The 16,794-nt window shown below is 52.3% G+C and carries 10 protein-coding genes; 2 read left to right on the plus strand and 8 right to left on the minus strand.

Going from position 1 to position 16,794, the window contains the following annotated elements:
- Positions 1-108: 108 nt before the first annotated feature.
- A complete protein-coding gene (locus ACTOVJ_RS06970; protein ID WP_449504662.1) occupies positions 109-6,000 on the minus strand; it encodes a Rib/alpha-like domain-containing protein in 5,892 nt (1,963 codons plus the stop codon).
- A 429-nt stretch (positions 6,001-6,429) separates the two neighbouring features.
- Here ACTOVJ_RS06970 and ACTOVJ_RS06975 point away from each other — a divergent pair, with 429 nt between their 5' ends.
- Entirely contained in the window at positions 6,430-7,014 is a 585-nt protein-coding gene (locus ACTOVJ_RS06975; RefSeq protein ID WP_449501965.1) for a LytR C-terminal domain-containing protein, read from the plus strand.
- A 112-nt stretch (positions 7,015-7,126) separates the two neighbouring features.
- Here the strand turns inward: ACTOVJ_RS06975 and ACTOVJ_RS06980 are convergent, their stop codons facing one another.
- The 5 genes from ACTOVJ_RS06980 to cysS all read right to left on the minus strand — a co-directional run bounded on the left by ACTOVJ_RS06980 (position 7,127) and on the right by cysS (position 13,009).
- Positions 7,127-8,527 carry a uracil-xanthine permease family protein gene (locus ACTOVJ_RS06980; RefSeq protein WP_449504663.1) on the minus strand — a complete coding sequence of 467 codons (1,401 nt, stop codon included), beginning with the start codon at positions 8,525-8,527 and terminating at the stop codon, positions 7,127-7,129.
- 150 nt (positions 8,528-8,677) lie between these two features.
- Positions 8,678-9,187, minus strand: a complete 510-nt coding sequence (locus tag ACTOVJ_RS06985) for an ASCH domain-containing protein (protein ID WP_449501967.1) — start codon at positions 9,185-9,187, stop codon at positions 8,678-8,680.
- Positions 9,184-10,590 carry a hypothetical protein gene (locus ACTOVJ_RS06990; protein ID WP_449504377.1) on the minus strand — a complete coding sequence of 469 codons (1,407 nt, stop codon included), beginning with the start codon at positions 10,588-10,590 and terminating at the stop codon, positions 9,184-9,186. Before ACTOVJ_RS06990 ends, ACTOVJ_RS06985 begins: the two co-directional genes overlap by 4 nt.
- Positions 10,591-10,610: 20 nt before the next feature.
- Positions 10,611-11,582, minus strand: a complete 972-nt coding sequence (rlmB, locus tag ACTOVJ_RS06995; protein ID WP_449501969.1) for a 23S rRNA (guanosine(2251)-2'-O)-methyltransferase RlmB — start codon at positions 11,580-11,582, stop codon at positions 10,611-10,613.
- Between the two features lie 2 nt (positions 11,583-11,584).
- Entirely contained in the window at positions 11,585-13,009 is a 1,425-nt protein-coding gene (cysS, locus tag ACTOVJ_RS07000; protein ID WP_449504376.1) for a cysteine--tRNA ligase, read from the minus strand.
- Between the two features lie 171 nt (positions 13,010-13,180).
- Between cysS and ACTOVJ_RS07005 the strand changes: the two genes are divergently transcribed.
- On the plus strand, positions 13,181-14,644 hold the full coding sequence (locus ACTOVJ_RS07005; RefSeq protein WP_449503400.1) for an MFS transporter: 1,464 nt from the start codon (positions 13,181-13,183) through the stop codon (positions 14,642-14,644).
- Positions 14,645-15,054: 410 nt separating this feature from the next.
- Here the strand turns inward: ACTOVJ_RS07005 and ACTOVJ_RS07010 are convergent, their stop codons facing one another.
- Complete coding sequence (locus tag ACTOVJ_RS07010) at positions 15,055-16,053, minus strand: inorganic phosphate transporter (RefSeq protein ID WP_449501972.1); 999 nt, start codon at positions 16,051-16,053, stop codon at positions 15,055-15,057.
- 2 nt (positions 16,054-16,055) lie between these two features.
- Complete coding sequence (locus tag ACTOVJ_RS07015; RefSeq protein WP_449504375.1) at positions 16,056-16,673, minus strand: DUF47 domain-containing protein; 618 nt, start codon at positions 16,671-16,673, stop codon at positions 16,056-16,058.
- Positions 16,674-16,794 lie beyond the last annotated feature (121 nt).

Below are 16,794 nucleotides of genomic sequence, written 5' to 3' on the forward strand. Positions count from 1 at the left end.
CCCCCACAATACGCCCCGTTACCGCCCCCACCGCGGGGGGGGCCCCGCCGCCCCCCCCCCGGCGCCACTGTGTCACTGACGAGAAGCCTCCTTCTCGCGTGCTCTCATTTAGTTGCTCTCTTTGCGGCGAGTTGCGGCAATCACTGCACCTGCAGCAACCAAAACCACCGCCATGCCACCAAGGGCAGCAACCGACGAACCAGTGACGGGGAGTGCCTTCTTCGATGATGACGCCTTCGGATCCTGCTGAACCGCGCCAAGAACCGTTACCGGAACTTTCTTGACCACAGACGTACCGTTCGGGAAGGTGATCTTCACCTCGACGTCGTACTTGCCAGGTTTGACATCTTTACTCGGGGAAAGAGTCAGCGAACCATCTGGATTTACCTTGGCCCAGCCTGGAGTATTCGGGGTGCGATCGTACTTGGTGCCTTCAGGAAGGGACTTGCCGTCCTTCTCCTTCGGAGCCGGAACCGTGATGGTCTTGCCCTGCTCGACCTTGCTACCACCTGGGTATGTGACATTCGGGATCGGTGTCAGTGGCATTGCCGGGAAGACGTTCGGATCGGTCACCTTGTCGGTAGCCTTCGGATCAGAGATTGTCTTACCCGTCTTGGTATCGACGATGGTGTTGAGTTCCTCGCCATCCTTTTGACCGTCACCATCCGAGTCCGGATTACGCGGATCGGTGTTACCCGGTTCACCCTTCGGATCAGACTTGTTTTCCTTGAACGGGTTCTTCGCGCCGGAGACTTCATCACCGTCATTAACCCCATCCTTATCGGTATCAGGCGACTTCGGGTCGGTACCAAGCTTCTTTTCGGTCACGTCATCAAGACCATCACCATCGGAGTCAACCCAGTATCCAAAGTTGTTGGCGTCGGAGTGCTGACCTTCCTTAAGGGTGACAGCAATCTTTCCGTCTGCATTTTTGTCCGAGTCGTTGGTAACGACAGCGGCATTCGGTAGGCCGGAATCGACAGACACGGTGTACTCGCCAGCCTTGAGCTTGTCGAAAGTGTATGGCGAGTGGGTTGTTGTCCTTGCACCTGTCGGCGCGAGCTTCAGCGTCACTCCGGAGATGTCCTGCTCACCTTCATCAAGAACACCATTCTTATTCGAGTCATAGAAAACGTGACCCGAAATTTTCGCAGTGGTCTTGATACCTGGTGTGAGAGGTGTAGCCGGGATCGACTTGTCGTTCTTCGAATCTGAACCGGCCGCGTTCTCATCCTCATCGGTGTAGCCATCATTGTCATCATCTGTATCAGTGACGTCCGGTTCTCCATCACGATCAGTATCACGCTGAACAGTAATCACGAACGCCGTCTTCGACTTCGACCCATCAGAGTTAGAAGCAGTCACCGTCACAGTAAAGTCACGCGACTCCTCATCTTTCTCCCAGTCAGACACAACCGGAGTACCCGAAATCACGCCTTCTTTAAGCTCAACACCCTTGGGCTGACCAGAAATCGTAACCTTCGCGTCTTTGTCCGCAGCCTTCACAGCCACGTCCTTAATCGGCTTACCCTCTACAACGGTCTGATTATCGATAGCGCCAACACCCGGAATCGGGACAAGTTTCATCCAGGGCATGTCCGCAACCGTCACAGTAACGACCGCCTCATCAGAAGTACCATCCGGATAGGCGACCTTCACTTTCACGGGGAACTTACCGGACTTGCTGCCATCCGGCAACGTCTGACCAGCAACGATCTCCTTCTTCAGCTGCTTAGCCGCATCCTCTGGGAAGTGAGGAACGGTTACTGCATCTAGGACTTCCTTTTCCTCAGTCTTCTCACCAAATCGCTTGTTGATCGGAGTAGCCTTCGGCTCATACTTTGCGTTGTCCAGTGGCGTTACCTTGAACTTAGCAATCGAAGGCTTGTCCTGCTCGGTCACATGCGGAGCCTTCTTAGAGCCGTCAGCGTAGATAACGACGATGGGTACGTCAATTTCCCTAGCTTCCTTCTCGTCAACCGGAGCTGTAAGTGTCACAACACCCGAGGTCTTATCAACCTCAACCGTGTAGCCTTCGGAAACCTTCCAATCATCCTTGAGCTTGAACTCAGTCCCAATCGGAACTTTGTTTTTCTCGTGCTCAGAGGTCGCCGGATCATCGAAAGTTGGGGCTGAGGTTACCTTTTCACCACCCTTTAGCGATGTTTCGGGGTACTCTGCACGGTTCTTCTGAGAAACGGAGCAACCGTTTTCATCAACCGTTGCACCTTCTGGCGTATCAGCACACTTATCGGAAACGTTCGGTACACCGTCACCATCGGCATCGCTGAGAAACTCAACAAAGAAGTTCGGAGTGTTTCCAGTAATTTTTACTTTCGCACCATCACTGAGCTGGGAGTTCGCCTTGAGAACAAGCTTGTCCTTGTTAGCATCCTCTTCACCGTCCACAGTGACTGTGTAGGTACCGGGCTTGAAATCGGCAAGACCGAAGTTCATCACCACTGGGAAGCCCTTCGCTCCACGCCAGGTTGAACCACCATCAGTGGACTTGTACTGCGTACCATCCTGCGCTGTCAACGTGACAACGAGATCCTTGAGCGATGCCGGAAGATTCTTATCGAACGCGCCTACTCCGCCCGAAAGCACAGCCTTGTCATCAATTTTGACGCCAAAAGTCACACGCTGTGAAACACCAGTCGGCGCATTCGGGTTGTCCGCCACGCCATCATTGTTCTTATCCGGATCGTTACCAACGCCGTCGCCGTCATCATCCGAAAGAACCTTCACGGTAATGGTGGTCGTATCAGTTGATTTATCTGGATAGGTAACACTGACAGGCACATCCTTGTATTCGCCCGGTTGAGTATCAGCCGGAATCTTCACGAGAGCGCTCCCAGCTTCGTTGATTGTGAATTCGAATGCTGGAGCACCATGAGCCGGTGTTGCCTTGCCAGTTGAACCAGCCGGAATTTTAACATTAGCGAAATCTACCGGAACTTGACTGCCAGGAAAACCCTGTGCATTACCCTTGCCGAGATCGATCTGATCTGCAGTGTTCGAGGTCTTAGTGATCTTAGCTTCAATCACTTCGGAAGAACCATCTGGATACTTAACAGTAACCGGGATGGTAGTTTCTTCGTTGAGCTTCAGGCCATTCTTAGGCTCGATCGAAATCCTTCCATTCTCGTTCACCTTCACGCCTTCTGGAAGCTTGCTCCCATCCTGAGGGGAGAACTTCGTATTCGGCGGGAGGTTCTTTCCGGATTTATCGGCCGGCGCGTGGACTGTCACAGCCGTGCCGTTCGGGAAGCTAGCTGGAGTGTACTCAGGAGCGTACATGTCAGCTTCTTGAACCTTTGGCTTAACATTGACAACGACGTTGACCGTGTCGGTTGTCTTATCCGGATAGGTCACCGTAACAGGGTAGGTGTACTTACCCTCAGTCGCATCAGCAGGAACTGTAATCTTCCCGGTAGCGGTATTAATGGTCGCTTTGGCATCCGGCTTCTCAGGAAGAGCGAATGTTGTCTTTGAGAGTGGTCCACCTTCAGTCTCAGTGCTGATCTCTTCCTTATCGTCCGTTGTGACATCATCAAACGTGATCGGATCAGTGGTAACACTAGTGCCCACTGTCGTGGTAGCTTCCTTGACTGGATTCGGCTTGAAGCGCTGAGCATCAGTAGGCTGCGGGTCAATCTGCGCATTTGCAGTCGCGAGAACTTTCTGATTCTTGTCCTTTACGACCACTAGCACAGTAAAGGCATCAGAGTCATCTGCTTTTGCGCCAGCCTTAGGCTGGACAGTCAGCTCACCGGTCTCAGGATCCACAAAGATCGTTCCAGGCGCATTGACCTTTTCCTTCGATTCAACGAGTGTGTAACCTTCGGGAAGGTTGGCATTCTCCCCTGAGAACGTTGCCCCTTCAGGTTTCTCTCCGTTCCCGTCGAGCCTGCCGTTGTAATCAGCCTTTGGAAGAGTCGAAGTTGGCTTTCCCTCTGGAGCCTTCACCGGTTCATATTTAACGACAGTTGGAGTAGCAATAAAGGTGTCATAACCGAGATCGGTAGTTTTTCCACTCTTATCAACCATTTGCAGAATAGCCTGGTAGGAAGTCTTCGTATCAGGGTCTACCGTGATCGGCGCATCGCTAATCGAACCGTCATTGCCAATGGTAATCGGCATGATACCGCCGTTGCCAACTTCATCTGCAGGCACAGTATTACCGATGCTTCTACCAAAGTCATCGATCGGTGTCTTAACCCACTTCACTTGATACTTATAATCCGGACCGAGTGGAACAATTCCGTAGGTTTGCGTGTGAGCTACGTCCTTCGGAGCAGCAGGATTTGCACCACTGTCATACGGGGTCACATTGAAGAAAAGCTTTTGCGGAATCATGCCGAAGTTAAGATTTGCAATCTTCTGATTTGCAGAAAGCCACTGGTAGGTGCCGTCCGGAAGGGTTGACGCAGGTCCAAAGTTGTTGCCAACAAGGTCACGATCACCCGACCAGCGGTCACCCCAAAATGGATCCGTGTAACCAGCGCCCAAAGCCGGATCAACAACTGGCGCAGCATACATCCAGTTCCAGTTCACATGCTTGGGGAAGTTGTCACCCCGAGTAGTAATGTCCGACTTCCACGAACCAAGATCAGCCGATGGAGAAACAGTTCCGAATAGATCGTATGCCTTGACTTGCTTGCCGTTCGGCAACTTATACATCGTGCCGTTATCTCGCGAAAGGTTCGAGTAAACAGCAACACCATCGTCGTAGCCACGCTTATTGTAAGCGTTTCCGAATGTACCGTTGAACTTTACCGAGTACCATCCCTTTGAATCAGTTTCAGTCTCGATAGTCTCGGCAATCCACCTTGCTGGATCCGCCTTGACTCGCTCATTAATCCATTTTTGGAGCGTAGTCTCATTCTTCCAGGTCCAGCCTGAAGGACGCCATGACGCACTAGAAATATCCATTTTTGGCTTTGTCCGATTGTCAAACTTCGCTGGGTTTTCACCGAGATATTTAACAATCTCATTCAACGCATAGTCTGACAAGTATGAAACCTTGATCGGGGTCTTATACAAGGCTGGATCAGAAAAATCCTGCTTGTTGTAACTGAAAAGTTGATTTGCGTTCGCCGCGCGCTGGAAATTCCAGTAGCCATAGCCCGAAGCAGTGCCGTTACCTGTGCGAGAAGTGTCGACGGCTTGCTTCTGATACTTGTCAGCACCTGTAACAGCATCCTTGGCAACATCTTTTGGAAGGAATTTTACCTTCCAATCTTCTGCATCAGGCCGGTCTGCGATGAGGAAGTTAAGATCGGTGGCGCTGTTTGTTCCAGGGTTGAAACTCAATGTCTTCGATGACGGTGTGATACTATTCCCGCGCGCCGGAATCGGTGTTACCACTGGGTTCAAGATGGTCATCTTGCCCTCCGGGGTCTCAATCCAAGTTTGCAGTTTCTCACGAACTCCGTCAGCCGCAAGTGCCTCAGCTTGGCCGGTGAAGACTCGCTTCGTGCCATTGGCATCGATGTAAGGCTTAAGAATTAGGCCAAAACGTCCATCATTGAGAGTTTTGGTCTTGTACGTAGGTGAGACATAAGTAATGGTACCCTGTCGGTTCTGCTCAATCCAGCGAGCATACACCGTCACACCTTCAACGCCTACAGCCTGTCCGAAGTCAACAGGAGTAGTGCCATGAACGCCGCCGCCAAGATAATCATTTCGCACCAGTTTTTGAAGCTCTGAAACAGAACCCGTCACACCATGTTTTGTCTTATTCGGAGTGGGATCAGTAGTTGTGTCTTCAGCTTCGATAATGCTCGAAAGTGGCAAAGTTGCACCATTAATAGTGCCTCCACCCTTGACGATCTGGCTACCACGATTAACTGCTGGCTCACCCGCCGCATAAGCCACAGTCTGCGCACCCAACGCGCCAAAACTGGCGCCTGTTGCCAGCCCCGACGCTGCAATCGCCACTGCACCGAAGGCGGCGGCTGGCTTACGCCAAAAGCGCGAAGTATTGGTATTTTTCATTGATACGTGGTTCCTTTCTTGCAGGGAGAATATCCTCCTGCAGGTATGGATGACGGGTACACGAAACCCCGTCATTACCGTTCCTACACAACTGGTGAGGTCCAAAACTTGTGCACGAGATCTGGAAATTGCGTAGGTCATCTACAATTATTAAGGCCGTTCTAATACCCGGCAACTAAGTCAAAACAAAGCTTTTAACAAAACATGAGAACTACCTGAGTAAACACTGAAAACATCAAAGTCAATGTGACGATTATCTCAATTGCTAATTCTTCTTCATCCTCCGGGTTGTTCTCATATTCGAGTTTTGACCATCGCCCACACGAATCACCTCTTTCACTGTCCCCAGTGAGGGCAAACCGACATCAACCAAGCAGGAAGTCCTCGCAAGCGTGCATTTCATATATAAAGCACGATAAAATGAGTGGAGTGAACGTCGAAATCAATGCCCGCGAGCAATACCGGCAACATCTTCAGCGTCGACAGACCGTCGTTTTTGGATCCATCATCGCGACGATGATGGGTCTCTTTCTCATTGCTACCGTGTTCTGGACTGGCCTGATCCCATTCCCGTTCGACCCTGGATTCTCGACTTCGCCCAAGCCGGTGTCCATCCCCTGCCCGACCTCCAATAAGCCAGTTGAGCCGAAAACGATTACAGCACAGGTGTATAACTCCACGACACGTGCTGGTCTGGCAGGAAAAGTTGCCCAAGCACTGAAAGGCGCCGGGGTATCGGTCACCGATGCAGCCAATTGGTCCGGTTCGACACTTAAACCATCTGCCACAATATTTGCCGGAACAGACGGCATTGATGTCGCCTACACTCTACGCGCCTATTTCCCAGGCTCAACGGTATCCTTCGATTCCACCCAGGCAAATGACACGGTCTACATCGTCATGGGATCAACGCAAGAGGACATGGTGAAAAATCCGACCGCTGAACAATTTGCCGCTGCGATGCAACCCATTGAAGGTTGCCAAACAGTTCAGAGCAAGAGCACAGAGAAGTAACCTCCACAAACAAGCTCAAACTCGTCGCACAGTAAATGGTGGGGAACACTTTGAAGTGTTCCCCACCATTTACTGTGCTTGAGCCTTCTGTGCACACATCCCGCGATAAGCGTTACCGAACCGGTGTTATCGGGAGGGCAGAAGTACGTGGATGTTTCGGGTTAATGTGTGGCGCATCGCCTTCCAGTTCACTCCCTGCAGGCGCCGACGCGGGAGTAGCGCTTTCAATCGACGTACCGCGCCAGCGCGAAATCGCTCGCATCAGATGGTAGATAATAATCGCACCGAAGGATCCCATTGCAATACCTTCGAAGACCATTCCATTGACGACAAGCGTGTAATTAGCGATTGCCAAGACCATCGCCACGGCTGCCGTATTGAGGTTCACTGGGTCGGAGAAATCTACTCGATTTTGCACCCAGATACGAATACCGAGCATACCGATCATGCCATAGAGCACTGTCGCAGCACCGCCGAGAACACCCGGAGGAATCGTCGCAATAAGCACGCCGAACTTCGGGAGCATCGACAAAATGAGTGCGAAGAATGCAGCAACCACGTACGCCACTGTCGAATACACACGAGTTGCCGCCATCACACCGATATTCTCTGCGTACGTCGTCGTGCCCGAACCACCGCCAGCACCTGCAAGTGCTGTGGAAATACCGTCGGCGAAAAGCGCACGCCCAGTTACATCGTCGAGATTCTGACCAGTCATTGCAGCAACAGACTTCACATGACCAACGTTTTCCGCAATCAGAACAAGAACCACCGGAATAAACAGCCCGAGCAACGTGTAATCAAAAGCCGGCGCATGGAAGTGCGGAAGGCCAATCAGAGGCGCCTGTGAGATTGCGGAGAAATCGACTTCACCCTGGATCACCGCCACTACATAGCCAACTGCCACACCGATAAGGATTGACAGACGGCCAACAATTCCTTTGAACAACACGGTGACAAGGATGATCGCAGCGATAGTTACCGTAGCTGTAATCGGCGCCGCTTTGACGTTGTTCCACGCTGCAGGAGCGAGATTGAAGCCAATAAGCGAGACGATCGCTCCTGTCACAACCGGCGGCATGAGGCGATCAATCCAGCTGGCACCCGCAAAGTGAACGATCACACCGACCGTCGCCAGCGTCAGGCCGACGGCGATGATCCCTCCCGAAGCAAGCGCGGCTTTGTTCGGATCCAATGGAACTCCGCCATTAGCGACATAACCTGTCACTGCCCCAATTGGGGCAAGTAAAGCGAAGGACGACCCCAAATAACTTGGGAGCCGCCCTTGAGTAATACCGATAAAAAGTAATGTTCCAACACCTGTAAAGAAAAGCGTTGTTGCCGGGTCAAAACCAGTCAATAACGGAACGAGGAATGTTGCGCCAAACATTGCAACCACGTGTTGGGCACCGATGCCGATTGTGATCGGCCAACTCAGACGCTCGTTCGGCAACACCACCTCCCCGGGAGCAATAGACGTGTCATTTCCGTGAAGTTTCCAGCCGAAACTCATTGCGTCTCCTTCGTGAGAATATAAGGGGACACCAGATGGTGTTCGGGAGACCATCGTAAAACGTGGATCAACCTATAAACAAATCACCGGCCCATATGTCCACATTATGAGACCACAGGCCGGTGATGCGAGGTGTTTACCAAGAAATTCTTATTCAGATTTATAGGCTACGCTAAAGATCTCCGCGACGATTTCGTCCGACTCTGAGAAGTCGCGCCCAAGCATTGCTGCCACAGCGGTAAAGAAATCACGGTGAATTTCTTGCCACTGCGCAAGATCTGACTGGCCTTCAGCCTGCGCAATATCTTGTCCAACGTCACGGAAAGGAAGAACCTCAACACGTTCATTCGACAAAAGAGCCCGAGGAATTCCTGCGCCGTCAACCATGATGGTGAACTCACCGGTTCGAGGAAGCGGAACCTTTTCAGCTTCATATTCTGGCTTATAGCTCACTGTTGCACGCTTCTTCCCAGACAGAACAAGCACTGCTGCTTCATTCGCCTGCTCTGCTGTGCTTCCAAAAGCGAATGCAGGCGGCCTCAGAGCAGCGATGTCGTCCTGCCCTGTGACGCCAGCAACCGGTTCAAAGCGCAGATGCGCGACGGCATTCGTCCAAAAAGCGTCAAGAATCTCTTCAGTTGGTTCAATTATCTGGCTCATTGTTCCTTCTTCCATTCTTCAATACGGGAACTTTGACGATCCATCACGTTCATCATCCAATTAGTGGTTAGTACTCGCACCACACCAGAAGCCAGAAGTAATCCGCCTCCGATGAGTGATAATCCAGCGCGTTTTCCTTTTTGTTTTCTTCCCACCCCATGCATGAGTAATGCACCACCGAGAGCAGATTCCGCAGCAGCCATCACTCCCGGGACCCACGGACGTTCAACGGTAACCTTGCGCAGAGCATTCATCACAGGTGAGGCAATTGCCCCCTCTCCTAGGAGCTCCCACGCTACTGTTTCTTCAAAAGCCTCGCTACCCTTGGACGGCTCGAAGATGCGCGTTCCGAGAGCTTCCAGTGGCGCACCGTCAACGAGCACTTCAACATATTCATCCCCAAGCCCGAGAGCACGAATTAAGGCTTCCGCCCCGTTCTGCGGTTCTTCAAGTAATGCGGTACGCACATCAGCGAACGACGCCGACACCGCATCCGCCACAGCCATACGTGCCACAGCTCCTGCCCCAAGCTCATCGTGTGCAAAGACCGCAGCAGGCGATTGAGGTGCCGCCGCAATCCATTCAACGACAGGCAATTCACCTTCCCAGCGCCAACGGAGTCGTACGTTGTCACGCTTGACGAAAAGCTTTGGGTTCCCCTCAACCGGAACGGTCAAAGCCACCATGACGCTCGGCCGGGGAAGTGCCACACGCCCGAGATTAAAACGATTTCGCGCAACAAGAACCCGTAATTCATCAAGTTTTGCTACAGCAATTGGTTGAGCCTCTGCGGTTGCCAGCACCGGCAGTTCACTCATCGGTACGTCAGCGAGAACAAGACTCGGCCCGCTCTCCCCTGCCAGAGTCGCGAGAGTTGCAGCATCTGGGGTCGGTGGAGTAAGCGCCGAATCGGATGTCGCCATCGCATCGGCCGACGTCGGATCAGCAGGATTGACGAATTTTGCTTGGCCGATGCCTCGCTCTGTGCCCGATGATGAAATAGCCGTTTCTTGCTCAAGGACGCTCTGCGAATCTCCAATCTCAAACGCCTCTTCAAACAACGGATCGAGATCATCATCAGTCACAAAGACCGATCCTAAATCCATTTCTCCGTAGAGCACGGATCCGTCCAGCTCTACGGAAATCTTCCGAAGCACTCGCTGCATTTCTTCCGCAAGTTCATGGACACCGCGGCCACGGAATACCTCGCCATCTTCATCAACAGTTGCAACACGGCGCCGGCGTCCAGCAATCACAATCTCGAAATCATAGCCAAAGTCATCATCAGCGCGACCGCGAGCAACGATCCGCTCGTCAGCGAAGAACTTTTCAATGTCAGCAACTGACACCAGTTCCGGATCGAGCCTCTGAATGTGCCCGGTGACAGGCCTCCAAAATGCCATGATTCCTCCTCGAATCTTTCCTACTTTGAGCGTAGCTGATCGATCTGGTAAAGCGCGATGCCAGTGGCAACGGAAGCATTAAGAGATTCCATCTCAGACGCAATCGGAATTTGAGCGATCACGTCACATGTTTCGCGAACAAGACGAGAAATCCCTGCACCTTCAGAGCCAGTAACAAGCACCAGTGGAACATCAGCAAGCGACAGAGTAGGAATGCTCTCTTCACCTCCACCAGCAAGACCAACAACAAAATAACCTTGTGCTTTGAGCTCCTCCAATGCGCGAACAAGATTCGTTACTCGCGCAACGGGCACGCGTGCTGCAGCGCCTGCACTCACCTTCCATGCAGTGGCGTTAACACGCGCACTGCGGCGCTCAGTAATCACGACGCCGTCAGCGTGGAAAGCCGACGCAGACCTCAAGACTGCGCCAAGATTATGCGGGTCTGTAATCGAATCAAGCGCAACAATCAATCCTGGGCGAGCAAAATCAGCAGCACGATCAACCAGATCCTCAAGGTCAGCATATTCATGTTCAGGAACTTCAATCGCAATACCCTGATTTACTTGACCGTCAGTCATCTTGTCGAGTTCCGTTCGCGAAACATCAACAAGTGCGATTCCGCGTTCCATTGCTGCTTGGGCAACTTCTGTCACACGAGGATCGTTCGACATCGAAGAGACGATGAATACGCGCTCGAACGGCACACCGCTGGCGACTGCCTCCGCCACGGGGTTCCGCCCGCAAATCAACTCATAGCCTTCAGGTGTGTGAAGGAATCCACGAAGCTTCGGCCCAGCCGCGCGCTTCGCACGAGCTTCTGCTTCCTTCTTTCGTTTGTATGCTACATGGTATGTGCGATCCTCAGCCTTCGGCGTCGGCCCTTTACCTTCGAGCCCCCGACGGCGCTGCCCACCGGAACCAACTCCACGTGATCCCTTCTTTGCACCCTTACGAATAGCGCCTGGACGCCCTCTACCCTGACCAGCCATTTTTAATCTCCCAACTTCCAGGTGGCGCCTTCCGCCGAATCTGCAACCGAAATACCTGCGCCCGTAAGCAGATCACGCATCGCATCTGCTGTGGCCCAATCTTTATCTGCACGTGCCTGAGCACGCTTATCAAGGACATCCTTCACCAGTGCGTCCAGTGCTTTCATCGCCGCTGACCCTTCACTTGTTCCGCCTCGCCACTGCGGAGAAAGAGGATCAAGTCCGAGCACATCGAGCATCGAACGAACAAGTAACTGTTCCATGCGAACTCTTTCTTCCCGGCCTTCAGAAAGTGCTGAGTTACCTCGCTTCACGTGTTCATGGATGATCGCGAGGGCAGCCGATACATTCACGTCATCATCCATCGCACCGACGAATTCTTCCGGAAGATCCTTTGGACGAAGCATCAATTCGTCAGCGGGAATTTCACCCACTGCGTTCGCCGCACGTTCAACGAATCCTTTCAGGCGATCCCATACCGCTCCTGCTTCACGCAACGTCTTGTCTGAATACGCAACGGTGGAGCGGTAATGAACTGTGCCAAGAGCGAATCGAACCAAGACGGCTGGATGCTCTGTGAGGATGTTGGCCACAGTGAGCGAATTGCCTAACGACTTGCTCATTTTTTCGCCGTCGATGGTCACCCACGCGTTATGCATCCAATATTGGGCAAACCCATAACCCGCACCATGGCTCTGTGCCTGCTCATTTTCATGGTGAGGGAAACGGAGGTCAATTCCACCTGCATGGATATCGAAACTCTCGCCCAAATACTTGCCACTCATAGCCGAGCACTCTAAGTGCCATCCCGGACGGCCAGCACCCCATGGCGTTTCCCATTTCGCACTATCAGGTTCTGATTCTTTGGCGCGTTTCCACAGCGCAAAATCGTGGGGGTTACGTTTGTCTGGCTCGCTCTCTGATTCATCAATCGCCAGATCACCCACCCGTTGATTAGTGAGTGAACCATAGTCCGACTGTGAGCTGACGTCGAAGTACACATTTCCTGCGTCAGTTGCATAAGCATGGCCACGCTCAATCAATCGTTCGATCAGAGCAATCTGTTCAGGAATATGCGCAGTGGCATGCGGCTCATAGGTGGGACGGATGATGCCCAAGGCATCGTATGCAGCATTGAATTCTTGTTCAAATGTATAAGCCCACGCCCACCAGGGACACCCAGCCTCAGAACTTTTATTCAGGATTTTGTCATCAATATCAGTGACGTTACGAATAAGCGTCACCTCATACCCACGGCGCATCAGCCACCGTCGCAACACGTCAAACGCTACAGCGCTCCTCATATGGCCGATGTGTGGTGACCCCTGAACGGTGGCGCCACACAAATAGATCCCCACTTTCCCGTCAGTGAGGGGATGGAAATCTCGTAGAGCCCGGGCCGGCGAATCATAAATCTTTAGCGTCACACCAACAGTTTACCGTAAACACCACCTCGGCCTGCACGAAGATTATCGTAGTGGAGAAAGTCAGCACTCAGCGTAACTGTGGAAACCGCCTGCGACCACACCGCTCCGGCGTCGATAATCTGAACTGGACTCCAAACACATCACTCAGCCAAAACACGATAAATTGTCAACATGTCAAAAAAAGCCAAACCTACACCTGCCAACTCGTACTTCCTCCCAGGAGAACGAGCAGTAACCGAACCTGCAGGAGGCTCGACAGTCATCCACGCACGCCGCACGCCGGATTCAATCGGCCAAACCGAAAACGGTGAAGGCAGCGGCAAGCATTGGATCATGTTCCCTCACGTCATTTCGTGGGGGCTGTGGGATTGGGCCGGTGCGGCGTTTAACTCCGTGGTAACCACTTTTGTTTTCTCGGTGTATCTGGTCAAAGCCCCCGGATTTGGCTCACATGCCAATACCGCTCTGGGATATGTGCTCGCTGCCGCAGGCCTCATGATTGCCCTCTCGGCACCGACTCTGGGGCAATCAGTGGACCGATCAGGGCGCCGCGCCACCGTCTTGCGGATCACCACACTCACAGTGTCACTGGTTACCGCACTTATGTTCTTCGTTTCTCCTGGTCAGTGGCAGCTATGGCTCGGCTTGCTCCTCTTGGCAGTCGGTAACATCGCCTTTGAAATTGGTTCCGTGGTGTACAACTCGATCCTCACTGATATCGCACCCCGCAAAGATTTCGGCAAGATCTCTGGCTTCGGTTGGGGCATGGGTTACATCGGCGGCATCGTGCTCCTGCTGATCCTTTTCGTAGGCTTTATCCAGCCCGAGGTTGGCTGGTTTGGTGTCACGAGCGAAAATGGCCTCAATATTCGGTTCGCCGTGCTGATCGCAGCTATCTGGAGCTTCGTCTTTTCCTTACCTCTTATCGTCACGCTTCGCGATGTTTCCCCCACAACCGATGAAACACCCAGCGGGATCCGCGAGGCTTATCGTGAGGTCTGGTCTTCTCTGAGACGCATCTGGGATGAGGATCGCTCACTGGTCTGGTTCTTAATCTCCTCCGCAATTTACCGTGACGGACTTGCCGGAGTCTTTACTTTTGGTGCAATTCTAGCGGGCGCCGCTTTTGGATTTGGTGAGGGAGAAATCATTATCTTCGGTGTTGCTGCGAACATTATCGCGGGTATCGCCACTATTGCTTTTGGATACCTTGATGACATCCTAGGAGCTCGACGCGTCATCATTTTCTCCGTTGCGGCAATGAGCGTGATTGGAATTCTGATTTTTGTTTTCCATAAAGGGGTATTCGGCTATTCTCCCCACACGGTGTACTGGGCACTGGGTCTAGCACTATGTGTCTTTGTCGGTCCAACCCAGTCTGCTTCACGCACATATCTTGCACGTATCGCTCCACCAGGTGAAGAAGGCGAGATGTTCGGCTTGTATGCTACGACAGGTCGTGCGGTCTCCTTCCTCGCGCCTTTCCTGTATTCCACTGCGATCACTCTCGGAGCAGCACTTACCGGAATCGCCCTCAAGGATGCGGCTTACTTTGGAATCCTTGGAATCGTCTTCACACTGGCTCTGGGGCTGTTCACTTTTATCCCCGTTAAGCCCCAGGAACATAGTGAATAAACACATGCCTTGTATTTTGGCACCCCTCAAATCCATTGTTAGGCGATTATTCACCCAACGCGCGATTTTAGGGGTGCCAAAATACATCAAGCCTCTGTACCAGCACAACGACGCACTATTTATAGAGGTCTCAGGGCGCTGCACCGCCACCACCTCTGTATCGGCCTCTGTATCGGCCTCTGTATCGGCTCCTGTACCAGCACAACGACGCACTATCCTACAATCGCTTTCGGTTTATCCACCAGACATGAGTTACACATTCACTGCCTGTTCCCGTCAAAAGTTAGCTCACAAAGCCAGCTCCCTTCAGCGATATTAGAAGTACGTTTCCTTTTAAAGTGATGAGGGGCTGGTTGATCAACCAGCCCCTCATCACTGATGAAGTCTCACACGCTTGTGTTCTCGCAACGCTACATGATCGCATGCAAAATCGTAAATGTGATCATGGAGAATGCCGCCGATGCAGGTAGCGTCAAGAACCAACCACCCACAATGTTTCCTGCAACTCCCCAACGCACGGCACTACGACGCTTCGTAGCCCCCACGCCCATCACGGCTGAGGTCACAGTATGAGTAGTTGAGATAGGAGCATGCCACAAGAATGCGGTGGTGTAAAGAACTGACGCAGCAACAGATTCAGCCACGAAACCACGCGCCGGATCTACGGCTGTAATATTGCGACCGAGAGTCTTCATGATGCGCATACCACCGGTATACGTGCCAAGCGAAATCGCTGCAGCGGCACCAATCTTGACCCAGAGCGGAATTGACGTTCCTTCGTGATAGCCACCAGCGACAAGAGCAAGAACAACCACGCCCATGGTCTTCTGTGCGTCCTGCAATCCGTGGCCAAGCGCAATCGCCGCACTCGAAAAAAGCTGCAGCTTGCGGAAGCCACGCATTGTCTTCTTGTAGGTAGCACGCTCGAACGCCTTGAGCAAAATCTTCATTGCGATATAGGCAAGAACGAAGCCCACCATCGGCGACAAAAACATTGGTAGGACAACCTTCTCGCCGATCACTGCCCAGTGAACCGTCACCGATGCAGCCAGACCAGCCCCTGTCAGACCACCGATCAAAGCGTGCGAAGACGACGACGGCAGACCGAACCACCACGTAATCAGGTTCCAGATAATCGCACCGAGCAAGCCCGACGCCACCACAATCAAACCCGAGTTATCTTGTGGAGGCGAGACAATTCCCGAACCGATTGTTTCAGCAACACCCGTACCAATGAGAGCTCCGACGAAGTTCATCACCGCCGCCATCTCAAGCGCACGGTTTAGGCTCCACGCGCGAGTTGCCACAGCCGTTGCCACCGCATTGGCAGCATCATGGAAACCGTTCGTAAAATCGAAGATGAACGCCACAACAACGATCATCAAAACTAAAAACAGCGTCAGATCCACGCTTATGACTCCTTGATCGCGATTGTCTCAACCACAGCGGCGAGATTCTCAAAACGATCGATCGCACCCTCCAGACGATCCACCACAAACTTCATACGCATGACGGCCATCATGTTGGCATCGTCATCCGCAAAAAGATCAGAAATAAGCTTGCGATACACGGTGTCGCCGTGATTTTCTAGCTGGTTGATTTCGACCCAGTATGCGCGCATATGTTCGTCGATCTTCTCCAACTTGCCCAGCAAGGTCATCGTGATATCGGCACACTTTTGAAGAATATCAATGAGCTTTAGAGCATCCGGCGGCAATTCGTCAACCTTATACAGCACCATATTTCCGCCGGCTTCATCGATCATATCCACACAGTCGTCGATCAATGAGGTCAAATTAAAAAGATCCTCCCGATCAAAAGGAAGTACGAAACTTCTGTTGATCGTTTGGATCACTTTGTGACTTGCCGCATCAGCGTCGTTCTCAACTGCATGCAATTGCGTGTACAGCGATTCACGATCGGCACGATTCGCATGTGCCAATTCGGTGAGAACCTTTGTTGCTCTACCCAAATGCTTCGATTGGGCTCCAACAAGATCCAGAACCGAATCCTTATGAGACAACCGCATAACTACAGCGCTCCTTCATTATGAAAACATTTTTCCATGGCAAGAATAAGGCATGACGTGGCCAAAAATACACCCAGGAAGTCCTAATTCTGGTTTTTTCGCGTCATCGTGTTGCACTTTC

This window comes from Arcanobacterium sp. (ex Cirak et al. 2026) (genome assembly GCF_053585065.1).